The following is a 22,620-nucleotide window of genomic DNA, read 5'->3' on the forward strand; positions in this document are numbered from 1 at the left end:
CGCGCGCCGCATCCGTTTCCGACAACAGGAATCGTCTGTTTTCAACAACAGGAACAATATCTTGGCATCTTCGATCATCGACTTTCTTCTGACCCGCAAATCGCCGCCGATTTCCGAACTCGCCGAGCCGGGGCCGAGCGAATCGGAGATCGCGGAGATGATCCGCGCAGCCAGTCGCGTTCCCGATCATGGCCGGCTGGAGCCGTGGCGCTTCATTCTTTACCGCGGCGAGGCGCGCCAACGGGTCGGCGAGGGACTGGCCGCGCTCGCCGAGGCGCGCGAGGGGCCGCTGAACGAGGCGCGCCGCGCGCAGGAATTGACGCGGTTTTCGCGCGCGCCGCTTGTCGTGGGGGTGGTGTCCGTGCCCAGGTCCAATCCGAAAATCCCGCAATGGGAGATGTTTGTGTCCGGCGGCATGGCGGCGATGAACCTGATCCACGCGGCCAGCGCGCTCGGCTACGGCGCCAATGTGATCACCAACTGGTATTCCGACACGCCGCAGGGGCGGGCGCTGCTCGGGCTCGCCCCCGACGAGCGGGTGGTCGGTTTCGTTCATATCGGCAGCCATCCCGGCGGCGCGCCCGACCGGCGGCGCCCGGAGCCGTCGGCGATCATGTCCGACTATGCCGGCCCGTGGGAGAACGAATGATGTTTTATGAACCAGCCAACGGCCATGGCCTGCCGCACGACCCCTTCAAGGCGATCGTCGCGCCGCGCCCGATCGGCTGGATATCGAGCCTCGGCGCCGACGGCGCGCTCAATCTGGCCCCCTATTCCTTCTTCAACGCCTTCTCCACCCATCCGCATCTGGTCTGGTTTTCCTCCGAAGGCCGCAAGGACAGCGCCACTTTCGCCGGCGAAACCGGCGAATTCGTCGCCAATCTCGTCACGCTGGACCTGGCCGAAAAGATGAACGCCAGCGCCGTTGACGCCCCGCGCGGCACCAGCGAGTTCGACTATGCAGGCTTGACCGCGGCGCCGAGCCGGCTCGTTTCGGTGCCTCGCGTCGCCGAGGCGCATGCCGCGCTCGAATGCAAAGTGACCGACATTCTCGAACCGAAAGGTCTTTCGGGCGAGCCGGCCGGCGTGCATGTGGTGGTCGGCGAGGTGATCGGGGTTCATATCGACGAGGCGTTCCTGACCGACGGCCTGTTCGACATCGCGCGCGCCAAAACCGTCTCCCGGCTGGGGTACATGGACTATGCCGCCGTCACCCAGACCTTCGCCATGCGCCGCCCGCGCTGGCAGCGGGATTGAACGCCTCTAACCGGCCGCGGTTTTTTTCCTGCCGCCGGCCTTGGCCTTTGCGGTCCCGGTTCGGGCGTTTTTTTTCGCCGGCGCGCGTTGTTTTTTTGTGTCGCCGCTGGCGGCCGAGCGGGCCTGGACGGTTCTGGTCTTGCCGGCGCGGGCGGCCGGTTTTTTGGTCGCCGGCGGCGCTTGTTGCGGACGCGGACGGTTGTAGATCGCCTGCCGGCTGACGCCGACCCAGAACGCCTCGCTCTCACCCGCCGCTTGCGGTGTGGTTGCGCCGAGTTTTTGCGCCAGTTCCGGCAGGAAGCAGTCGAAGGCGGCCTTGACCAGGCTGCCCCAGGCGACGCTGCGCTCGATCGCCAGTTCGTAGGCCAGCCAGGCCGCAGCGGCGGCCGCGATCGCGTAAAGGAGAAACCCGGCCTGCGACCCGGCCAGCATGAACGCCAGATCCGCGGCCATGAAGTCGGCCCACGGCATGCTGACGACGTAACGCGCCAGGGCGAGGGCGCAAAAAACCGTCGCCAGTACGACGATGTTCAGCAGGCTGTTCACATGGGTGCGCGCATCGTTGACGTTTTCCAAGAAGTCCTTTGGAATGACGGTGGTCAGGTGGATCCACAGCGGAATGCTGTCGGCGCCGTAAAGCGCGCGCGAATAATCCTCGAAGGCGCGGATCGTATTGCCGAACCGTGTCGGCAGCACCAGGTCGCGGTCGGACGGGTAGTGCGCGACGAAATCCCGAAGGCTTTCGTCGTGCCGGTCCTGCAGCACCTTCGGATAGGCTTTGCCGGCCTTCTTCCAGGCTGCGGCGAGCGTATCGATTTCGCGTTTGGCCGCGTCGTGCCGCGCCAGGGCGCGCCGCTTGAGAAAGCCGAGCCAGGAGATTGGCGGCCGATACCCTTCCACGACCTGGTAAAGCACGGTGTTGAGCAGCGACAAGACGATCGCGAACAGCCACACGCTGATCGCCGCCTTGGCCAGCACCTCCAGCCCGTCGGCTTCACCGCCGAGCCCGAGCGGCCCCACGAGGTCCGGCCAGTCGGAAAACAGGCTCGCGAACGCTGCCAGAAAAAGCGCGGCCGGCACCAGATAGCCGATCAGAAAGGCGCGGTCGGCAAGCTTCGGCAGGCTTGAAAGCATTGATTGCTCCTTGACGCGCGGCGCCGGCTATTCCCCGCCGGGACCGCCCGAGCCCGTGCCCGGCTTGCCGGGCAGTCCGACCACGGCCAAGAGGTCGGTTTCGCGCATGATCAGGAATTCCTCGCCGCCCAGCGTGACCTCCGTGCCCGACCATTTGCCGAACAGCACCCGGTCGCCGGTCCGCACGTCGAGCGGCAGCACCTCGCCGCTTTCGCTCACGCTGCCGCTGCCGACGGCGACCACTTCGCCCTGTTGCGGTTGCTCCTTGGCGGTGTCGGGAATGATGATCCCGCCGATGCTGGTGTCGTCGGCCTCGATGCGGCGCACGACGACGCGGTCGTGCAGCGGACGGAAGATGGGTTTTTTCATCGAAATCCCCCAAAATTGTTTGCGGCGATAATAACGGCCGAAGAGCCAATGTAAATCGGCCCCGCGGGACAGTATTCGCGTCGAACGTCGGCGGGCTTGGTCCAGTTGCGGCCGGGCTGGGGCTCGTCGCGGCGGTTTGGGCGCGGCCGTCAGGCGGCGGCGTGCCGGGCCGCCCGTGCGCGGGCAAGCAGCCTTTCGGCGCGCCGCAGATGCGGCCGATCGAACATTTTTCCGTCGATGCCGACCACGCCGACATCGCCGGCCCCGGCGAAGGCGGCGACGATCGCCTCTGCTTCCGCGACCGCCTCGGCCGACGGGGTAAAGGCGGCGTTGATGACCGGCACCTGGGCCGGATGGATCGCCAGCTTGCCGGTAAAGCCGTCGCGTTCGGCCTCCTCGCATTCGATCTTGAGCGCGTCGAGGGCGCGAAAATCGACGAAGACGGTGTCGATCGCCGGCATTTCGGCGGCCGCGGCGGCAAGCAGGGTCATCGAGCGGGCGAGGCGGAACACGTCGGTGAAGCGGCCGTTTTCGTCGCGCGCGCTGCGCGCGCCGATATCGGCGGACAGGTCTTCCGCGCCCCAGGTCAGGCCGCAAAGCCGCGGCAGGTCGGGCGTGTAGCTGCCGGCGGCGAGCAGGCCGGCGCCGGTCTCGGTGATCAGCGGCAGGATCCGGATCGTGCCGTCCTGCAGGCCGGCCTCGGCCTCGTGCACGCGCAATTTGGTGGAAAGCCGCGCGACGTCGCCGCCGCCGGTCGATTTGGGCAGCATGATGCCGTCGGGCCGGCCGGCGACCACGGCCGCAAGATCGTCGTCGGTCAGGCCGGTCGAAAAGTCGTTGACGCGCACATAGATCAGCGGCGCGTCGCCCGCGCGCGCCTCGGCCAGGAACGCGGCCGCCGTGTCGCGCGCGGCTTTCTTGTTGGCCGGCGCAACCGAATCCTCCAGGTCGACGATCACCACGTCGGCGCCCGAGCCCAGGCCTTTTTTGAGTTTTTTGTCCGAATCGCCGGGAACGAAAAGCAGGGAGCGCATGTCAGGTAGCCTTTTTCTTGAGCATCATCGCCTGGCGCACGCAGCGCGCCACCAGCACGTCGTCCTGGTTGAAGGCGCGGTGTTCGAATTCCACGATGCCGCGGTCCGGCTTCGATTTCGAGTCGCGTACCGACAGGATTTCGGTTTCCACGCGCACCGTGTCGCCATGAAACAGCGGGTGCGGAAAGCTGGTCTCGCTCATGCCCAGATTGCCGATCGTGGTGCCGAGCGTGGTGTCGTGCACCGAGATGCCGATCATCAGGCCGAGCGTGAACAGCGAGTTGACCAGCGGCTTGCCCCATTCGCTCCTGGCGGCGAAGTCGAAATCGATGTGCAGCGGTTGCGGATTGAGCGTCATCACCGAAAACAGCATGTTGTCGCTTTCGGTGACCGTCTTGCGCAGCGTGTGTCTTATCACCGCGCCGACCTCGAATTCCTCCAGATGAAGCCCGGCCATGTCGTCCCTCCCGCCTTCTGTGCGCCGTTGATAGGGCGGCGGCGCTGCGCCTGCAAGCGGCTGCCTCCGGTTAAGAAAGATGGTGAACCGTTCGTAAACCAATTCCTTCTACGGTCGGCCCAACGGTGGGGCCAGACGGGCGACATGATTGTTCAGCATTTCTTGAAATGGATCGAGACGGCGCGGGTGGCCGAACGGGCCGCCGCCGCCAACGCGCTGGCGCGCGCCTATATCGTGTCGGACCTCGATTTCGAGGACCGCTGCGCGGCTGAAGCGGCGTTGACCCTGTTGCTCGACGATCCGTCGCCGAAAGTGCGCCAGGCCATGGCCGAGGCGCTCAAACTCAGCCCGCGCGCGCCTCAGCAGATCGTGGCCGCGCTCGCCGCCGACCAGCCCGAGGTCGCCGCGCCGCTGCTGGCGCTTTCCCCTGTATTGGGCGACAACGATCTGATCGACCTCGTGGCCGCCTCCGGCGCGGCCGCGCAGGGCCTGATCGCGGCCCGCGCGCGCGTGTCGATGGCGCTGGCGGCGGCGGTTGCCGAGGTCGGCGAGCCGGACGCCTGCGTGGCGCTGTTGCGCAATCCGGGCGCCGAAATCGCCTCGGTGAGCTTTCGCCGCATCGCCGAGCGGCTGGGCGGGCTGGCGCCGGTGCGCGAGGCGCTGATCGCCCATCCCGCGCTCCCCTCCGAGACCCGCCATGCGCTCGTGATCTCGCTCGGCGAGGTGCTGACCAGATCGCCGCTCGTCACGGCCTTGATGGGCAAGGCGCGCGCCGAGCGGCTGATGCGCGAGGCCTGCACGCGCGCCTCGCTGACGCTGATCGACGGCACGCGCCCGGCCGAATTCGCCGCGCTGGTGGAGCATCTGCGCATGCGCGGCGACCTGACGACCGGTTTTCTCGTCCGCGTGATCGCACACGGCAAGATCGACTTTTTCGGCGCCGCGCTGGTGGCGTTGTCGGGCCAGCCCGAAAGCCGGGTGCGGGCGCTTTTGTCGGGCGGGCGCGATACGGCCCTTGCGGCCTTGTTCCGCGCCGCCAGGCTGCCGGCCGGAACCCATGCGGCGGTGCTGCGCGCGCTCGCCGTCTGGCGCGAGGTCGCCAGGGGCAAGCGCGTCGCCGGCGCGCAGGAGGTCTCCTACATGATGCTGCGCTGTCTGCAGGACGCGCGTGGCGAGGCGGTCGACCCGGTCGATTGCGGCGGGCTTGCCAACCTGGTTAAGTCGATCCACCTCGAGGCGCTGCGCGAAAACGCGCGTGGCCACGCTCTGGCGATCGCCGCGGCGTGAGCCGGGCCCTGCCAGCCGCTACCGCCCGCCTGAAAACACCACGAACGGCGCCCACACCGCCGGATCGGCATGGTCCGGTCTTGCCGGATCGTCGATCATCGCCAGCAAGGCGTGCTGCAGCGCCCGGGCCGGGCTGGCCTGTGGGTTTTCCCGTCGCCAGTTGATCGCCTCCACCGTAATCAGCGGCGCGGCGTCGTCGCGCACCGGCCAGTGCGAGACCAGGATCGCCCGTGCGCCGGCGAACAGGAAGGCGCGCGCCAGGCCGGAATAACCTTGCGAATCGGGATTGCCGTCGGACGCGGCCGTGTTGCAGGCCGACAACAGCAGCCAGTCGGCGTCGAGGGTCAGCGTCGCCGCTTCCGAGGCCGACAGAAACCCGTCGTCGCCGGCTGCGGTCGGGGCCGGCGCGGAAAACGCCAGGCCCGGCTCGCTGTCGCGGCCGAGTTCGCCGGCGACGAGCCCGTGCGTGGCGAAGGCGATCACCTGCTGGCCGGTCAGCGCGGCGCGCCGCACCGCCGTTTCGCTCGCCGCCCCGCCGAGATAGATTGCCCGTTCGGCGGGCTCGAAGATCGCGCCGATCGCCTCGACCTCGCGCCGGGTGCCCGGCAGCGGGGCGAGGTTGGCCAACAGGGCGGGCGTGCGCGCGCTCCCGCCCGGCGAAAAGACCGGGTCGCCGAAACCGACGAAACCGGCGGCGCGGCGCTCGGTTTGCGCGAGTGTGCGCAGCCGCAGCATGGCCAGCGAAGGCAGCACGGAGATCGCGTTGCGCCGGATCAGCCATGGCGTGCGGCCGTCGTCTTGTTCGGGCGGCGCGGTCACCAGCACCGAAAGCGGCAGGGCCGCCAGCGGCCCGTTGACGACCACCAGCAATTCCTTGTCGGCAAGCACGGGTTCGAGGTCCGAAAACAGCGTCAGGTAGAGCGCGTGGGCGGCGGCCCGGTCGAACCCGGTCGTGTCCGTCTTGAGCGCCAGCGGCTGCGCGCTTCTGGCCCCGCCGGTCGGGTCGAGCCCGGCGCGCAGCGCACGCACCTTTTTCGACAGCGCGGCGGCGCCGAGATCGACCCGCCGCCAGTGGAGCCGCTCTCTGTCGACGACGAAAATATCGGTCGCGTCTGCCGAGCTGTGAATCAGAACGGCCGTCTCGCGGGTCGACAGCAGATCGCGCATGTCGTGCCAGCTCACCGGATCGGAGCGGTAACGCGCCTTGAAATCGGGAAAATCGCGGCCGATTTGGGCATGCACGGCGTCGAGTTCGGTCAGATCGGCGTCTATGTCGCCGTCGCGGCCGCCTTTCAGGAGGCTGAGGCGGGCGCGCAGGATCCGCTCCGACAACAGGTCGCGCCGGCGCAACAACGCGCCGAGCCGCGTATCGCCGGCCGAAAGCCGCTGGGCGACCTGGGTTGCGGTCTTCTCGGCCGCGCCCTCGACCATCTGCTGGGCGAATTCGAACGCCGTTGCCGCGCCCTGCATGGCCGCGGCCAGCGCGGCGGTGTCGGCGTCGCCCGGCACCTGCCTGCGCGCCTCGGCGCCGGCGGCGCGCGCGGCCTGCCAAAGGCGGGCGCTCAGCGGGCCGTAGAGCCGGTCGCGCAACGGACCGTAGCGGAACAGGTCGCCGGACAGGGTCGGCAAATGCTGCGAGGCCAGCAGAGTCGGAATGCGATAGGGCACGTTGTAGGGCAGGGCGAAATTCAGCGCCATCTCGAACCGGCAGGCTTGCGTTCCTTGCGCCAGAACGCAGGCGTCGAGATAGGCGCGCTGGGCGAAATATTCGAGGCCGGGCAGGGACGGCGGACCCGCCTTCTGCGAGGCCTCCAGCAGGCGGGCGACATCGGCCTTGTCCGAGGCTGCCGTGGCCGCCAGAAGGTCGCCAAGCGCCCGCAACGAGGCCAGGACGCTTTCCGCGCGCGGCGTGCCGACGGCGAGTTTTTGCGCACCGGCGATCTCGACCGCGTGGCGGTCGTAAGAGGCCTCGAAGGCCTGCCGCGTCGCCTCCGCCTCGGCGAGCCGGCCGGCGTCGATCAGCAGGTAGATGCGTCGGAAATCGATCCGGGCGCGCAGGAACCAGTCGCGCGGCCGCTGGGTGCGCGCCAGTTCGGCGGCCTCGTCGAGGCGCGCCAGGCTGTTGTCGTCGTGCCCGGACAGGAAATCGTGCAGCGCCCAGGCGATCAGATGCTCGACCTGGTTGTCGAGATCGCGGAACCCGGTCCGGGCCGCCTCGCTGGCATAATAGGGCGCGGCGCGGCCGAGAAAGCCGAGCTGGGTATTGGCGGCGGCGAGTCGCGCCGCGGCGATCGCCGTGTCGAGCCTGTCCGAACCGGCCTCGGCGCCGTCGCGGGCGAAGTCGACCAGCCTGGCCTGCGCGATCACCGGTGCGCCGGCGGCAAGCGCCAGCCGCGCCAGCATGCTGTTGAGATAGCGTCCCTGTTCGGAGGCGACGGTCTCGGCGCAGTCTTCGACGAATAGCGGTCCCGCCAGCGCGTTTTCGGCCGCGTCGAATTCCGCCGCCGCGATCAGCAGGCCGGCCAGGTCGCGGCGCAAGAATTCTTCCTGCGCGCAGCTCAGCCCCGCCGGCGTCGTGCCGGCCGTGGTCGTCAGCTTTCGCTCGCTCAGCGCCTGCATCAACAGGTGGTTGGCGATTTCGGTGAAGGCCAGCATGCCGTCATAGAGCCCGAGGTGGCGATAGGCTCGGGCCAGCGCGATATTGGCCGAGAGTTCGCGCCGCTTGTCGATTTCCGGATTGTTTTGCAGCGAGGCGGAAAGCCGCTGCAGGCCGGCGACGATCCGCTCTTCGGTGAGCAGGGCGAGCGCCAGCAACAGGCGCGAAGAGGCTGCGTCGACGGCCGTGCCGGTGCGCGTGGTCCCGCTTTCCTCGCGGAGCGCGAAGGCGCGTTCGTATTGGGCGTCGGCCTCGTCCAGGCGCTCCAGCCGCACGAGGTCGGAGGCGCGCGCCTCGAGCGTGGCGGCATGGCGGTCGTCCTCGCCTGGCACCTGGTCGATCGCCTCGGCCGCGGTCGCAAACAGCACCTGCGAGCGCTCGAAATCCCCGGCAAGCCGCGCCACCGAGGCGGCCGCGGCCGCCAGCACGTAGCGGTCGGCATGGGCGAACGGCGCAAGCGCGTCCAGCCCGTCCTCCAGCATCCGCCGCGCCGCCGCCAAGTCGGCCGCATCGCCCTTGGTCAGGCGGCTCGCCGCTTCGACGGTTTCGATCGTCGCCGGCGCCAGCACCTGCGCGGCGGCCGGCAGGGCCGAAAGCAGAACGACGACGAACAGGGCGGCTGGAATCAGGGATCGAATGCGCATTGCCTGCACTCTAGCAAGGGATCGCCATTCGCAAAGCCTCGCGAAAGACCATAAGTAGGGCCCGGACCGTGCCCGCTGGCCTTCCTGGACGAACATTGCGGCGCCCGAGGGGCGGGTCAACGTCTCACGCGCGCCAAAACAAGGCCGCCGGCCAAGATCAGCGCCGCGCCGGCATAGGAGGCCGGGTCCGGCACCTCGCCGAAAAAGACAAGTCCCAAAATGCCGGCAAACACCAGCCAGCTATAGTCGACCGGCCCGAGCAGCGCGACATCGGCCAGCCGGTAGCCGCGGATGATGCAGAACTGGGCCGTGATCGCGATCGGACCGAGCATCACAAACGGCCACAACCCGGTAAGGCCGAGCGGTCGCCAGGCCAGCCAGGCCGGGGCGGCCAGGATCGCGATGCCGAACGCGTTGACGTATAAAAGCACGGTCAGGGCCGGCTCGCGCACGCTCAAGGTTTTGATCATGATCGTTTCGCCGGCCACCAGCAGGGCGCCGGCGGCCGCGATCGCGGCCGGCAGCACATAGGCGGCATCGAGGTCTCGAAACGCACCCTTGGAGGCGACGATGGTCGCCGCTCCGGCCGTGCACAGCACGATGCCGCTCCATTGCCGCGACCCGATCCGCTCCCCCAGCAGCCACACGCCCAGGCCGATGGCGAAAACCACCTGTAAAAGCCCGATCGCCGTTGCGTCGACGATCGGCATGCCGGCCGCCGCCTGGATCGCGGCCATGCCGCCGCTGGCGCCGAGCGTGGCGCGCAGCAGATGCGATCGCGGTCGCCGGCTGACTAGGCGTTGCGGCGGCTGTCGGGTGGCCGCCACCACCGCGCCGAGCGTCGCCAGCCCGCCGACATAACGCAACCACAGGATTTGCGGTGCGCTGGCGCTGTCGCCGGCAAACTTGCCCGACGCGAATACCAGGGTGAACAGGGCGGTGCCGGCCGCCGTCCACAGGACGGCCTCGAAATTTCTGGTGCACACGCGGCTTCTCCGGCGGGCTGAGGATGGATTTGCCTTATTTTCTTTCACCCTTCATGCTTCGGATAAAACGAGAAGATTTTTCTCTGAAAGAGATTTTTTGATGCAGGAAACGCCGAAACTCTCTCTCAACGCCGTGCGCGTGTTCGAATGCGCCGCGCGGCTAGGCGGCATGCTGGCGGCAGCCGAGGAACTGGGGGTGACGCCCGGGGCCGTCAGCCATCAGATTCGCGCATTGGAGGAGCGGATCGGCGTAAGCCTTTTCCGTCGGCGCAACAATTCGATCGCGCTCACCGATGCCGGCCGCCAGTTCCAGCGCGACGTCACGCCGGCGCTGGCGATGATCGAGCGGGCCGCGGGCGCACTCTACCGCGACCGTGACGCGGTCGTCATCCGCGCCTCGGTATCGCTTGCCGTGCGCTGGCTGATACCGGCGCTCGAACGGTTCAAGGCGGGCGCGGCCGAGGCCCGTATCCGGTTGGAGACGACCCATTACGCCCGGGTCGAACTCGGCGGCCGGGCGGATATCGCCATCAGCTATCTGCGCCGTGGCGAGGACGGCCCCGGCGCGCTTCTGTTCAAGGATGTCTGCCGGCCGATGCTGGCGCCGGCCTTGCTGGAGCGCAGCCGCTACGTCCGGCGCGGGGATATCGGCCGTGTGCCGGCCCTGTCGGCCACCGCCGGGGACTGGGACTGGCGGCTGTGGGCCGAACAGGCCGGCCTCGGCTTCGACGCCCTCAAATTCAGCCATGTCTTCGACACCGACGATGCCGCCATCCACGCCGCAACTGCCGGGCTCGGCATGGTGCTGGCGACACCGTTCATGACCGCCAAGGAGATCGCGGCCGGCTCGCTCGTCCATCTGCCCGACGCGCTGGCGGTGGCGACCGGTGAATTGCGCCTACTCAGCGCCGGGCGAGCGTCGCGGCTGGCGCGCCGGCTTGCCGACTGGCTGCGCGAGGAAGCCCGCCGCGCGGCGTGACGAAGCCCCGGGGCCGGCGCGGCGTATGCCCCGATGCCTGTTTTATCTGTCGAAACAAGGGGATCGCATGCGACCTTGATTCAAGACGGCAGCATCGCGCGGCGCGGCGGCGGCCTGGTCTCAGATGTCGAGGTCGTGCGCGAATTCCGCCCGGTCCTGGATGAAGCGGAAGCGGCTTTCCGGCTTGGTGCCCATCAGCGCCTTGATCGTGTCGGTGGTCGCCGTGGCGTCGTCCAGCACCTCCACGCGCAACAGCGTGCGCTTGCCGGGCTGCATGGTGGTTTCCTTGAGCTGCGCCGCCATCATCTCGCCAAGGCCCTTGAAGCGGCTGATCTCCACCTTGCCGCGCCCGGTGAACTCGTTGGCCAGCAATTCGTCCTTGTGCGCGTCGTCGCGCGCATAGGCGACCTTGCCGCCTTGGCTGATGCGGTAGAGCGGCGGCACGGCCATGTAGAGATGGCCGCCGCGGATCAGCTCCGGCATCTCCTGGTAGAAGAAGGTGATCAAAAGCGAGGCGATATGCGCGCCGTCGACATCGGCGTCGGTCATGATGATGACCCGGTCGTAGCGCAGATCCTCCTCGCGATATTTCGAGCGGGTGCCGCAGCCGAGCGCCTGGATCAGGTCCGATATCTGCTGGTTGGCGCTCAGCTTCTCGTGGCCGGCGCTGGCCACGTTGAGGATCTTGCCGCGCAGCGGCAGCACCGCCTGCAATTTGCGGTCGCGGGCCTGCTTGGCCGAGCCGCCGGCCGAATCGCCCTCCACGATGAAGATTTCCGCGCCCGCCGCCGCGTTCTGGGTGCAGTCGGCAAGCTTGCCCGGCAGGCGCAGCTTGCGCACCGCCGATTTGCGGCTGACTTCTTTTTCCTGGCGCCGGCGCACGCGTTCGTCGGCGCGCGCGATCACCCAGTCGAGCAGTTTCGTGGCTTCCTGGGGGTTGTCGGCGAGCCAGTGGTCGAAGGCGTCGCGCACCGCCGCGTCGACGATCTTCTGCGCCTCCAGCGTCGCCAGCCGGTCCTTGGTCTGGCCGACGAATTCCGGCTCGCGGATGAACACCGACAACATGCCGGCCGCCGACACCATCACGTCCTCGGCGGTGACGATCGAGGCGCGCTTGTTGCCCACCAGTTCGGCGTGGGCGCGCAGGCCGCGCATCAGCGCGCCGCGAAAACCGGCCTCGTGCGTGCCGCCCTCGGCCGTGGGGATGGTGTTGCAGTAGGAATTGACGAAACCGTCGCCGCCATACCAGGTCACCGCCCATTCGACCGAGCCGTGGCCGCCCTGGCGTTCGCTCTTGCCGGCGAAGACTTCGCGCGTGACCTGGAATTCGTCGCCCAGCGAGGCGGTCAGATAGTCGCGCAAGCCGCCGGGAAAGTGGAACACCGCCTTTTCTGGCGTCTCGTCCTTGCCGGTGATCAATTCGGGCGCGCACGACCAGCGGATTTCCACGCCGCCGAACAGATAGGCCTTCGAGCGCGCCATCCGGCACAACCGTGCCGGCTCGAAATGCACGCTCTTGCCGAAAATCTCGGCGTCGGGGTGGAACCGTACGCGCGTGCCGCGCCGGTTGTGAACCTCGCCGAGCTTTTCCAGCGATCCCAGCGCCAGCCCGCGCGAGAAGCGCTGCCGGTAGAGCTGGCGCCCGCGCGCCACCTCCACCTCGAGCGAATCCGACAGCGCGTTGACCACCGAGATGCCGACGCCGTGCAGGCCGCCCGAAGTCTCGTAGACCTTGGAATCGAATTTGCCGCCGGCATGCAGCGTCGTCATGATCACTTCCAATGCCGATTTCGACTTGAATTTCGGGTGCGGATCGACGGGGATGCCGCGTCCGTTGTCGGTGATGGTCAAAAACCCGTCCGCGTCGAGCTCGACCTCGATGAAGGTCGCGTGGCCGGCGACCGCCTCGTCCATGGAGTTGTCGATCACCTCGGCGAACAGGTGATGCAGCGCCTTTTCGTCGGTGCCGCCAATATACATGCCCGGCCGCCGGCGTACCGGCTCCAGCCCTTCCAGCACCTCGATGTCGGCGGCGCTGTAGGCCTCGCTGCCGTCTTTGGCCGCCGGTGCCGGCTTGGCCGCGCGCGCCGGCGCCGAGGGCGCGCGCTCGGCGGGCGGCGATGCGGGCGTGTCGAGCGCGGCGAAAAGGTCGTTATTGTCGTCCATGGGCGATCTGGGTCCAGTCTGCGAATCACTGCCGAGTGTGCCACGGAACGCGGTCGCGGTGATAATGCGGGGCAGGCGCGCTCCGCCGCATATCCGATCGTGATGCGGCGCTCAAGCCGATGAAGCGTGAACCGGGTGCGCGCGGCGCGGCGATTTGAAGGCGGGACGCGAAAAAACGGAGTCCGCTCGCCGGCCGATCCCGCGCGCCTGGCGCGCGGGATCTGTTTTGGCGGGTGGGCGTCAGCTTGCCAGCGCCTCGACGGGCGGGCAGGCGCAGACCAGATTGCGGTCGCCGCCGACATTGTCGACCCGCGACACCGGCGACCAGTATTTTAAACCGCCGTCGCGCTCGCCGGCCGGGAACGCCGCCTCGCGCCGCGAATAGGGGTGCGCCCAGTCGTCGCCCATTGCCTCGGCCGCTGTGTGCGGGGCGTTGACCAGCGGATTGTCGTCCTTCGGCCATTGCCCCGTGGCGACCTTGTCCGCTTCCCGGGCAATGCCGATCATCGCCTCGCAGAAGCGGTCGACCTCCGACAGCGGTTCGGACTCGGTCGGCTCCACCATCAGCGTCCCGGCCACCGGCCAGGACATGGTCGGCGCGTGGAAACCGTAGTCGATCAGCCGCTTGGCGACGTCCTCGACCGTCACGCCGGCCGTGTCCTTGAGCACCCGCGTGTCGAGGATGCACTCGTGCGCGACCCGTCCGTTGCGGCCGGCGTAAAGCACCGGATAATGCGCCTTCAGCCGTTCTGCGATATAGTTGGCGGCCAGGATGGCGGCCTCGGTCGCGTGCCGGAGCCCCGGCGCGCCCATCATGCGGATATACATCCACGTGATCGGCAGGATCGACGCGCTGCCCAGCGGCGCGGCGGCCACCGCGTGGTCGCTGCCGAGCGCGACATGGCCCGGCAGGAACGCCTTGAGATGCGCCTTGACGCCGATCGGCCCCACGCCCGGCCCGCCGCCGCCATGCGGAATGCAGAAGGTCTTGTGCAGGTTCATGTGGCACACGTCGCCGCCAATGTCGCCGAGCCGGGCGAGCCCGACCATGGCGTTGAGATTGGCGCCGTCGAGATAGACCTGGCCGCCATGCGCGTGCACGGTCTCGCAGATGCCGCGAATGCCCTCCTCGAACACGCCGTGCGTGGAGGGATAGGTGATCATCACCGCCGCCAGCCGCTCGGCGTGCTGTTCGGCCTTGGCGGTCAGATCGTCGACGTCGACATCGCCGGCCTCGGTGCACTTGACCATCACCACCCGCATGCCCGCCATCACCGCGCTGGCCGGATTGGTGCCGTGCGCCGACGTCGGGATCAGGCACACGTCGCGCTGGTCGTCGCCGTTGTCCAGGTGATAGCGGCGGATGGCCAAAAGGCCGGCATATTCGCCCTGGCTGCCGGCATTGGGCTGCAGCGACACCGCGTCGAAACCGGTGATCTCGGCCAGCCACGCCTCCAGGTCGTCGGCCATCGCCCGATAGCCGGCGGCGTGTTCTGCCGGCGCGAACGGGTGTAGTCCGCCGACGCTCGCCCAGCTGACCGGCGCCATCTCGGCCGCCGCGTTGAGCTTCATCGTGCACGAGCCGAGCGGGATCATCGCCCGGTCGAGCGCCAGGTCCTTGTCGGCGAGGCGGCGCAGAAAGCGCATCATTTCGGTTTCGGACCGGTTTTCGTGAAACACCGGCTGGGTCAGGAACACGTCCTGGGCGCGCTCGCCGGGCAGGGCGGGCGCAGCCTGGCGCGGCGCTTCGGCCCCGAACAGGGCGCAAAGCACGCCAAGGTCGTCTTCGCTCGTCGTCTCGTCGAAGCTGACGCCGACATGGTCGTCGTCGAGCGCCCGCAACAGCCGGCCGTCGGCGCGCGCCGTGTCGACGATCGCCCGTGCCTTGCCCGGCGCGCTGACCGTCACCGTATCGAAGAATACCGGCCCGGCGATCTCGTATCCGGCCTTTTCGACGCCGGCGGCAAACCGCGTCGCCAGGCCGTGCACCTGGCCGGCGATGGCGCGCAGGCCGTCCGGCCCGTGCCAGATCGCATAGGCCGCCGCCATATTGGCCAGCAGCGCCTGCGCGGTGCAGATATTGGAGGTCGCCTTGTCGCGGCGGATATGCTGCTCGCGCGTCTGCAGGGCGAGCCGGTAGCCCGGCCTGCCGTGCCGGTCGCTGGACTGGCCGACCAGCCGGCCCGGCATCAGCCGGGTCAGCGCGTCGGAGACGGCGAGATAGGCCGCGTGCGGCCCGCCATAGCCCATCGGCACGCCGAAGCGCTGCATGGAGCCGGCGGCGATGTCGGCGCCCAGTTCCGCGGGCGCCTGGGTCAGCGCCAGCGCCAGCGGGTCGGCGACCGCGATCACCAGCGCCCCGACCGCCTTCGCGGCGGCGATCGCCCCGCTGTGGTCGCGATAGACGCCGAACGTGTCGGGCCACGGCACGATCAGCGCCGCGGTCTGGTCGTCGGCCGCGCCGTCCGTCACCTCGACGCCGAGCGGCGCCATGCGCGTTTCGAGCACGTCGCGCACCTGGGGATGCGGCGTGCCGGCCAGGACTACGCGATGGCGCTTGTCGCGATGATGCCTGAGCGCGATGCCGGCCGCCTCGGCGACCGCCGTTGCCTCGTCGAGCAGCGAGGCCGAGGCCACCGGCAGCCCGGTCAGTTCCGTCACCAGCGTCTGGAAATGGAACAGCATTTCCAGCCGCCCCTGGCTGATCTCGGATTGGTAGGGCGTGTAGGCGGTGTACCAGGCCGGGTTCTCGAACAGGTTGCGCTGGATAACCGCCGGCACCACAGTGCCGTGATAGCCTTGGCCGATGAAGGACTTGGCGACGACGTTCTTGTCCATCTTCGCCTTCAGCTCGGCCAGCGCGGCGGCCTCGTCGGCTGCCGGCGGCAGATCGAGTTCGCGCTCGAGCCGGATCGATTTCGGGATCGCCTGGGCAATCAGTGTCTCGCGCGAGGTCAGCCCGAGCGTCTTCAGCATGGTGCGCTCGTCGGCGGCACCGAGGCCGATATGGCGCCGTGCGAAGGCGGCGTTGGTGGCGGTGGAAGGCATGGAGAATCCTTATCCGATCATCGCGTTATAGGCGGTTTCGTCCATCAGGCCGTCGAGCTGGCCGGCATCGGCGAGTTTCATCTTCCACAGCCAGCCGTCGCCGCTGGCGGCGGTGTTGATCAGGCCGGGTTCGGTCGAAAGCGTGTCGTTGACGCCGGTCACCTCGCCGTCGGCGGGCGCGTAGACGTCCGATGCCGCCTTGACCGATTCGACCACCACGGCGGTGTCGCCCTTGGCCAGCGTCGCGCCGACGTCCGGCAGATCGACGAATACCAGGTCGCCCAACTGCTCCTGGGCGTAGTCGGTAATGCCGACCGTGGCGATGTCGCCCTCGACCCGGATCCATTCGTGATCGTCGGTGAAATAGGTTTTGGTCATTTGATTATCCTTTGAGATAGCGATGTGGCGTGAAGGGAAGGGCGTGCACGGCAACGGGTATGCGCGTGCCGCGCACTTCCACGGTGAGCTGGGTTCCGACCCGGGCGAGGTCGGCCGTGACGTAGCCCATGGCGACGGGATGGCCGGCGGAAGGTCCGAATCCGCCCGAGGTGACGCGTCCGGCGACGCTGCCGTCCTCGGCCAGGAGCGTCGCGCCGGCGCGCACCGGCTGGCGGCCTTCCGGCTTCAGCCCGACGCGCTTTTGCGTTGGCCCCGCCGCGATCGCCGCGCGCAGCGCCTGCGCCCCGACGAAATCGCCGGTCTCGCGCACCGGTTTGGGGATCGCCCACAACAGCGCCGCCTCGACCGGGGTCGTTTCGTTGGAAATGTCCTGGCCGTGCAGGCACAGCCCCGCCTCCAGCCGCAGGCTGTCGCGCGCGGCAAGCCCGATCCACTCCACGTCGTCGTCGGCGGCAAGCCGCGCGACCAGCGCGCGCGCGTCCGCTTCCGGCAGCGCGATCTCGAATCCGTCCTCGCCGGTATAACCCGAACGCGACAGGAACCAGTCCGGCTTGGGCTCGCGCCCTTGCATGAAATAGAGCCCGTCCGTGGCGACGCCGGCGCGGTTGAGCGCGGCCTCGGCCTGCGGTCCCTGCAGCGCCAGGAAGATCCGCTCCAGAGGCTCGATTTCGGCATCGAAATCCGCCGCCAGCGCGCGCAGATGCGCCTCGTCGGCGGCCGCGTTGCCGGCGTTCGCCACGATCGTGAAGCGCGTGTCGCCGAGCCGGGTGACGATCAAATCGTCGCGAATGCCGGCCTTGTCGTTCAGGAAAAAGCTCAGCCGCGCCTGGGAGAGCGCCAGCCCGCCCGGCTCGAACGGACAGGCGCGCGCGATCAGCTCGGCCGCCTGCGGTCCCGACACGACGAACAGTTTCATATGCGTAATGTCGAACAGTCCGGCCTTCTCGCGGACGTGAAGATGCTCCTTCATCACCCCGAGCGGATAGGTGATCGGCATCGACCAGCCGGCGAACGGGCCGAACCGGGCGCCGGCCTGTTCATGGATGTCGTGCAGGGGGAGCTTTTGTGCCGTTTCGGTCGTCGTCATTGCTTCTCCAAAGAAACGCGTTGCCGTCCGTCTTGTGACGGACGAATCGCGCCCCTCTGTCGGAAGCCTGAGAGACTCGCACTGCCGGAACCCTGTCGGCGGCGCTTACACCTTCGGCGCGGGGATCACCCCCCGACTTTCCAGAGCGTCTTGACCTGCTGCGGTTCTTTTGCCTGAGAGATTTCGGGCGATTTCCCCTTCGGCGGCCGTAAACGGCTCTCTCCCGCAAGCAGGCCGGGCTTTCGGCCCGAGACGAGGCGGACCATATCCTAGTGCCTACGCCTTGTCACGAGGCCAAAAACGGCTTGAACAGGAAAGCAGGGGAGGCGGGCGCCGTCGTCATCTCGCCATGCCGCCACCGGCAAAGGCCGGCCGTCTCGACCGCGCCGACGCTAAGACGGCGGGGACGACACGGCACCCAAAGCTTGGTATCGGTGTGGCGTCTTCAGCTTGGAAATCCGGCCCGGCGGGCTGAACGTGACGGGGAATGGACAGACGTTGATACACCGCTTTGTCGACATCGTGCGGGGTGTCGTTTTGGGTGCCCGCGAAACCATGTCGGTCGTTGGCGTCCTCCTGGGAACGCTGTTTTTCGCCGCGTCGTTGACGCCGACCCTGTTGCCGCGCACGGCGTTCATGCAAGGCGCGCTGTCGGGCGTGTCGTTCGCCGCCGGCTACGGCATCGGCGTGTTTTGCGCCTGGTTGTGGTCCTATCTGGGGATCCGCACGCTCGAGGGACGTCCGGCCCGCTATGTGCTGCGCGCTGCCGCGCTCGTCTGTCTCGCGGTGGTGGCGGTGTTTTTGTGGCGCGCTGCCGGCTGGCAGAATTCGATCCGGCTGCTGATGGAGTTGGAGCCGCTCGATACCGCCCAGCCGTTGCGCATCGGCATGATCGCCTTCGCCACGGCGGCCGTGACCATCCTGCTCGGCAAGCTGTTCCGGCTGGCGCTCCTGGCCGTTGCCGGCCGGTTGAAGCCCGTCGTGCCGCGGCGCGTTGCCAATGTGGCGGGGGCCGTCGCCGCGCTGGTCCTGTTTTGGGCGGCCACCGAGGGGCTGGTGCTGCGTTACGGGTTGCGCGCCGTCGACGCGTCGTTTCGCGAGCTCGACCGCACGTTCGAAAGCGGCGTCGAAAAACCTCCCGAGGCTTGGCGCACCGGCAGCGCGGCGTCGCTGGTGCGCTGGTCCGATCTCGGTCGCGCCGGACGTGGTTTCGTCGACACCGCGCCGTCCCGCGCCGACATCGCCGCATTGGCCGGCGGCGCGGCGATCGACCCGCTCAGGGTCTATGTCGGGTTGAACTCGGCCGCCACGATCGAAGAGCGCGCCGCCCTTGCGCTCGCCGAACTCAGGCGCGTGGGGGCTTTCGAGCGCTCGGCGCTGGTGGTCGTCACCCCGACCGGCACGGGCTGGATCGATCCGGCCGCCATGGACACGCTCGAAATCCTGCATCGCGGCGACGTCGCGTCCGTGGCCTTGCAATATTCCTACCTGACGAGCTGGCTGTCGCTGCTGGTCGAGCCGGGCTACGGCAAGGAGGCGGCGCGGGCGCTGTTTCGCAAGGTCTACGACCATTGGCGGCAAATGCCGCGCGATGCGCGTCCCGCGCTTTATCTTTACGGCCTCAGCCTCGGCGCGCTGAACTCGGATCTGTCCTTCGACATGTTCGACATTGTCGGCGATCCGTTCCAGGGCATCTTGTGGAGCGGCCCGCCCTTTCAAAGCCGCACCTGGCGCGCGGCGACGGCCGAGCGCGAGCCCGGTTCGCCGGCCTGGCTGCCGCGGTTCCGCGACGGGTCGGTCATTCGCTTCACCAGCCAGAAGGACGCGCTCGACATCCCCGGAGCCGCCTGGGGTCCAATCCGCATCGTCTATTTGCAATATGCCAGCGACCCGGTGACGTTCTTCGACTTTTCGGCGCTTTTCCGCAGGCCGCCATGGATGGTGGGGCCGCGCGGGCCCGACGTGTCGCCGATGCTGCAATGGTATCCGGTCGTGACCCTGCTGCAGCTTGCGCTCGATATGGCCGCCGCCACCACCGCGCCGATCGGCTACGGCCATCTTTACGCGCCCGAGCACCACGTGGACCCCTGGGTCGCGGTGACAAGGCCGCCGGGCTGGGACGCGCCGGCCCTCGAGCGGCTTAAGCGGGAACTGGCCGAGCGGCGCGACTGAGCGGCCCGGCGTCGGGGGCGTCGAAAAGGCGGGCCGGATCCTGCCGGCCTCGATGCGTCCCGCGCCTCAGCGCTCGTCTTCGAGCCGGCCGAGCTCGCGCTGGATGCGCTCGATGATGCGGCCGGTATCTTCGTGCATGCGCTTGAGGCGCTCGAGCTGGGCCGTGATCGCGGCATAGGGGTCGGGGCCGATATCGTCCTCCGGCGCGTCGCCGACGCCGTGCAGCAGCCAGATCATGTTGACGTCCAGCACGCCGGCAAGCAGCGACAGCCGTTCCACGCCCGGTTCCGACCGGTCGCTTTCCCATTGCTCGATCGTTTTTTGCTTGACGCCGACGCGGCGGGCAAGCTGGCCCGTGCTCAGGCCGAGCGAGTCGCGGGTGCGCGACAGCCGCCCGCCGAACGTGTCGGTGTCGGGCGCGCGGCGGTGGATCGATGTGACAACGGCCATGAAATCTTCTGCCTCCTGGGCTTCGGTTTCGGTTTTATCCTAGTTGCGCCGGCCGGGGCGGGAAGCACGCCGTGCGTCATTGCAGGTCGCGATTGACCCTAGGCAAGACGCTGCGCGTGCCAGCGCAGATGGTCCTCCATGAAGGTGGAAATGAAGAAATAGGAATGGTCGTAGCCCTCCTGCATGCGCAGGGTGAGCGAGATGCCGGCCTTCTTGCAGGCCTCTTCCAGCAGCCACGGCTTCAGCCCCTCCTCGAGGAAACCGTCGGCGGTGCCCTGGTCGACCAGGACCTCGCCGAAGCGCTGGCCGTCTTCGATCAGCAGGCAGGCGTCATAGGCGCGCCAGGCCTCCTCCTCCGCGCCCAGATAGCGCTCGAAGGCCTTTTTCGACCAGTCCGAGGTCGACGGGCTGACGATCGGCGCGAAGGCCGAGCAGCTCTTGAAGCGTTTCGGGTTTTTCAGCGCCACGGTTAGCGCGCCGTGCCCGCCCATGGAGTGGCCGAAAATCGCCTGGCGGCTCATATCGGCGGGAAAATTTTGTGCAATCAGCGCCGGCAGTTCCTCGGCGACATAGGAATACATGCGATAATTCGCGTCGTAGGGCGCCTGGGTGGCGTCGACATAAAATCCGGCCCCGGAGCCGAACTGCCAGTCCTGCGCGTCGTCGGGCACGGTTTCGCCGCGCGGGCTGGTGTCGGGACACACCACGATCAGGCCGAGCTCGGCCGCCAGACGGCGATACTCGCCCTTGTCCATCACGTTCTGGTGCGTGCAGGTCAGGCCTGACAGGTACCAAACCACCGGACAGGGCGCCTCGGCCGCCTGTGGCGGCACGAACACGGCGAAAGTCATGTCGCAGGCGCAGCTTTCGGACGCGTGCGTGTAGACGCCCTGAACGCCGCCGTGGGATTTTGCCGTCGAAACTGTTTTCATGCTCATCAAGTCTCTGCCGGCGCAGGCGGCCGGTCGTCTGGTGGGAAAGGGGGCGTGCTTCGCCGAGCGTGCGGCGGCGGGAAGGGCTTGGTCCTAACATGGCCGGGCGCGATTCCAAACCCCTGTCGGATGCGCGGCCGCGCCGGCGCGGCTTTTCCGCCGCCGCGACCCGTTCTCGGCGCGAGCGCCGTCGCCTCAGGCCGGCGCGGTCGGGGAAGGGGGTTCCTGGCGCGCGGCGTTGAGCGCCTGGCGCACGCTTCTGTCGAGCGCACCCAGGAAGGCGGAGCGGTCGCGGGCCGAAAAACCGCGATTATACCCTTTGATCTCGCCGGTCTCGCGCAGATGCTGCTTCAGGTCGCGCATGGCGAGCGCCATGCCGATCGAGGCTTCGCTGAACGGTTTGCCGGTCGGACCCAGAACGTGAACCCCCTTCGCCACCAGCCTGGCGGCAAGCGGAATGTCGGCGGTCACCGCGATGTCGTTTTGGGCCGCGTGGTCCACGATCCAGTCATCGGCCGCGTCCGCGCCCTTGGCCACCACCACGTGGCGCACCATCGGATCGCGCGACGGCCGCAAGCCGCCATTGGCCACCAAGGTGACGACGAGCCCGTGGCGCTCGGCCACCCGCATCACCTCCTCCTTCACCGGGCAGGCATCGGCGTCGACCAGGATCGCCGGGGTCGTGTTCGTGGGCACTGAATTTCCTATTGTTCGAGAAGAATGCTGTTTTCGTCCGGAAGCACCGCGCGCGACAGCAGGATCAGGTTTTCCAACTCGCTTTCACTTGGTGATTCCGCGCGGATGGCGGTTGCGAGCCGGTCGAGATTGTCCTCCGACGGCGTGTCGCGATAGGCAAGCATCGCCGCGAAGGTGCGACGGTGCTCGATCCGGGCGACCTCGGTGAAACGCGCCGCAAGGCCGGGAATGTCCGGCCGGCCGGAACTCATGAACTGCAGCGAAAGCAAGAGCGCGTTCAATTCCTCCGTCTTGGCGAGCCCGGCTTCGCCGCCTGTACTGTAAAAGATGCGAACGACATTCTCCTTCTTGCCGCATTGGCCGCCAAGCCAGCTATAAAGGCTGACTGCCGCGTATTTCAGTTGGCGTTCGGGCTGGCCGACGCCGTCGGCGGCCATGGCGTCGCGGAACATCCCGTGCACCTCGGAGGTCGGCGCGGTCTTGATCGCGCAGAAATGGTCGTGAACCACCGACGCGCGTCGATAATTGCCGACGAAGGGCGAGCCGGAAAAGGACCACAACGATGGCGGGATCGACGCGCCGTCGATCCGGGTTCCGGCCGGCACCTGCCAGACCCGGCCCGCCGGGTCCACGAAGCTGACATCGGACAAGAGCACCATTTCCCGATGGCGGTCGTCCGGCTCTCGTGTCCAGCGAAACGCGAACGAACCGTGAAACGCCGCCTCCGCCGCGATCGCCGCGCCCGAAAAAGTCAGCACCGCCAGCATGGCCGCGAAGCGCGCCGCCTTGCGCTTTCCTTTGCGTGCCGCGCGATGCTGCAAGCGTTCCTCCCCGGCTCAGAACACGACGACGCTTCGGATGCTTTCG

At 68.2% G+C, this 22,620-nt stretch carries 19 protein-coding genes and 1 riboswitch; of the genes, 5 read left to right on the plus strand and 14 right to left on the minus strand.

Going from position 1 to position 22,620, the window contains the following annotated elements:
• The first annotated feature begins 61 nt into the window (after nucleotides 1-61).
• Both EP380_RS06510 and EP380_RS06515 read left to right on the plus strand, forming a co-directional pair.
• On the plus strand, nucleotides 62-649 hold the full coding sequence (locus EP380_RS06510) for a nitroreductase family protein (RefSeq protein ID WP_127597481.1): 588 nt from the start codon (nucleotides 62-64) through the stop codon (nucleotides 647-649).
• Nucleotides 649-1,257: a flavin reductase family protein gene (locus EP380_RS06515; RefSeq protein ID WP_127597568.1), complete on the plus strand. Its 609-nt coding sequence runs from the start codon at nucleotides 649-651 to the stop codon at nucleotides 1,255-1,257. Before EP380_RS06510 ends, EP380_RS06515 begins: the two co-directional genes overlap by 1 nt.
• A 6-nt stretch (nucleotides 1,258-1,263) precedes the next feature.
• Here EP380_RS06515 and EP380_RS06520 read toward each other — a convergent pair whose 3' ends face one another.
• From EP380_RS06520 to EP380_RS06535, 4 genes are all read right to left on the minus strand, one after another.
• On the minus strand, nucleotides 1,264-2,391 hold the full coding sequence (locus tag EP380_RS06520; protein ID WP_106569665.1) for a hypothetical protein: 1,128 nt from the start codon (nucleotides 2,389-2,391) through the stop codon (nucleotides 1,264-1,266).
• 27 nt (nucleotides 2,392-2,418) lie between these two features.
• Nucleotides 2,419-2,760: a co-chaperone GroES gene (gene groES / locus EP380_RS06525; RefSeq protein WP_106569664.1), complete on the minus strand. Its 342-nt coding sequence runs from the start codon at nucleotides 2,758-2,760 to the stop codon at nucleotides 2,419-2,421.
• 149 nt (nucleotides 2,761-2,909) lie between these two features.
• On the minus strand, nucleotides 2,910-3,794 hold the full coding sequence (locus tag EP380_RS06530) for an HpcH/HpaI aldolase/citrate lyase family protein (RefSeq protein ID WP_127597483.1): 885 nt from the start codon (nucleotides 3,792-3,794) through the stop codon (nucleotides 2,910-2,912).
• 1 nt (nucleotide 3,795) lies between these two features.
• Nucleotides 3,796-4,251 (minus strand): MaoC family dehydratase, encoded by a 456-nt coding sequence (locus tag EP380_RS06535; protein WP_106569662.1) that lies wholly within the window; start codon nucleotides 4,249-4,251, stop codon nucleotides 3,796-3,798.
• Between the two features lie 144 nt (nucleotides 4,252-4,395).
• Between EP380_RS06535 and EP380_RS06540 the strand changes: the two genes are divergently transcribed.
• On the plus strand, nucleotides 4,396-5,538 hold the full coding sequence (locus tag EP380_RS06540) for a DUF2336 domain-containing protein (RefSeq protein ID WP_127597485.1): 1,143 nt from the start codon (nucleotides 4,396-4,398) through the stop codon (nucleotides 5,536-5,538).
• 18 nt (nucleotides 5,539-5,556) lie between these two features.
• Here the strand turns inward: EP380_RS06540 and EP380_RS06545 are convergent, their stop codons facing one another.
• Nucleotides 5,557-8,838, minus strand: a complete 3,282-nt coding sequence (locus EP380_RS06545; protein WP_127597487.1) for a CHAT domain-containing protein — start codon at nucleotides 8,836-8,838, stop codon at nucleotides 5,557-5,559.
• A gap of 116 nt (nucleotides 8,839-8,954) precedes the next feature.
• Nucleotides 8,955-9,824, minus strand: coding sequence for a DMT family transporter (locus tag EP380_RS06550; RefSeq protein WP_164749775.1), 870 nt, complete (start codon nucleotides 9,822-9,824; stop codon nucleotides 8,955-8,957).
• Between the two features lie 100 nt (nucleotides 9,825-9,924).
• Between EP380_RS06550 and EP380_RS06555 the strand changes: the two genes are divergently transcribed.
• Entirely contained in the window at nucleotides 9,925-10,803 is an 879-nt protein-coding gene (locus EP380_RS06555; protein WP_127597491.1) for a LysR family transcriptional regulator, read from the plus strand.
• A 120-nt stretch (nucleotides 10,804-10,923) separates the two neighbouring features.
• Here the strand turns inward: EP380_RS06555 and parE are convergent, their stop codons facing one another.
• The 4 genes from parE to gcvT all read right to left on the minus strand — a co-directional run bounded on the left by parE (nucleotide 10,924) and on the right by gcvT (nucleotide 17,503).
• Entirely contained in the window at nucleotides 10,924-12,969 is a 2,046-nt protein-coding gene (gene parE, locus EP380_RS06560) for a DNA topoisomerase IV subunit B (RefSeq protein ID WP_127597493.1), read from the minus strand.
• A gap of 240 nt (nucleotides 12,970-13,209) precedes the next feature.
• The gene (gene gcvP, locus EP380_RS06565) at nucleotides 13,210-16,017 is read right to left on the minus strand and encodes an aminomethyl-transferring glycine dehydrogenase (RefSeq protein WP_127597495.1); all 2,808 of its coding nucleotides are present in this window, start codon (nucleotides 16,015-16,017) and stop codon (nucleotides 13,210-13,212) included.
• Between the two features lie 9 nt (nucleotides 16,018-16,026).
• Nucleotides 16,027-16,395 (minus strand): glycine cleavage system protein GcvH, encoded by a 369-nt coding sequence (gcvH, locus tag EP380_RS06570; protein WP_106569655.1) that lies wholly within the window; start codon nucleotides 16,393-16,395, stop codon nucleotides 16,027-16,029.
• Between the two features lie 4 nt (nucleotides 16,396-16,399).
• On the minus strand, nucleotides 16,400-17,503 hold the full coding sequence (gene gcvT, locus EP380_RS06575; protein WP_127597497.1) for a glycine cleavage system aminomethyltransferase GcvT: 1,104 nt from the start codon (nucleotides 17,501-17,503) through the stop codon (nucleotides 16,400-16,402).
• A 151-nt stretch (nucleotides 17,504-17,654) separates the two neighbouring features.
• Nucleotides 17,655-17,740: riboswitch (glycine riboswitch) on the minus strand.
• Between the two features lie 261 nt (nucleotides 17,741-18,001).
• Here gcvT and EP380_RS06580 point away from each other — a divergent pair.
• Nucleotides 18,002-19,675, plus strand: coding sequence for an alpha/beta hydrolase (locus EP380_RS06580; RefSeq protein ID WP_338036294.1), 1,674 nt, complete (start codon nucleotides 18,002-18,004; stop codon nucleotides 19,673-19,675).
• Nucleotides 19,676-19,741: 66 nt separating this feature from the next.
• On the opposite strand, the gene EP380_RS06585 is transcribed toward EP380_RS06580, so the two are convergent.
• The 4 genes from EP380_RS06585 to EP380_RS06600 form a co-directional block, all read right to left on the minus strand.
• Entirely contained in the window at nucleotides 19,742-20,125 is a 384-nt protein-coding gene (locus EP380_RS06585) for a helix-turn-helix domain-containing protein (RefSeq protein WP_106569653.1), read from the minus strand.
• 98 nt (nucleotides 20,126-20,223) lie between these two features.
• Nucleotides 20,224-21,057: an S-formylglutathione hydrolase gene (fghA, locus tag EP380_RS06590; RefSeq protein WP_199190410.1), complete on the minus strand. Its 834-nt coding sequence runs from the start codon at nucleotides 21,055-21,057 to the stop codon at nucleotides 20,224-20,226.
• A 195-nt stretch (nucleotides 21,058-21,252) separates the two neighbouring features.
• Nucleotides 21,253-21,753: a YaiI/YqxD family protein gene (locus tag EP380_RS06595; RefSeq protein WP_275068984.1), complete on the minus strand. Its 501-nt coding sequence runs from the start codon at nucleotides 21,751-21,753 to the stop codon at nucleotides 21,253-21,255.
• Between the two features lie 8 nt (nucleotides 21,754-21,761).
• Nucleotides 21,762-22,574: a DUF1353 domain-containing protein gene (locus EP380_RS06600; RefSeq protein ID WP_106569651.1), complete on the minus strand. Its 813-nt coding sequence runs from the start codon at nucleotides 22,572-22,574 to the stop codon at nucleotides 21,762-21,764.
• Nucleotides 22,575-22,620: the final 46 nt, after the last annotated feature.

Source organism: Nitratireductor alexandrii, from assembly GCF_004000215.1.
GTDB classification, from domain to species: domain Bacteria; phylum Pseudomonadota; class Alphaproteobacteria; order Rhizobiales; family Rhizobiaceae; genus Mangrovimarina; species Mangrovimarina alexandrii.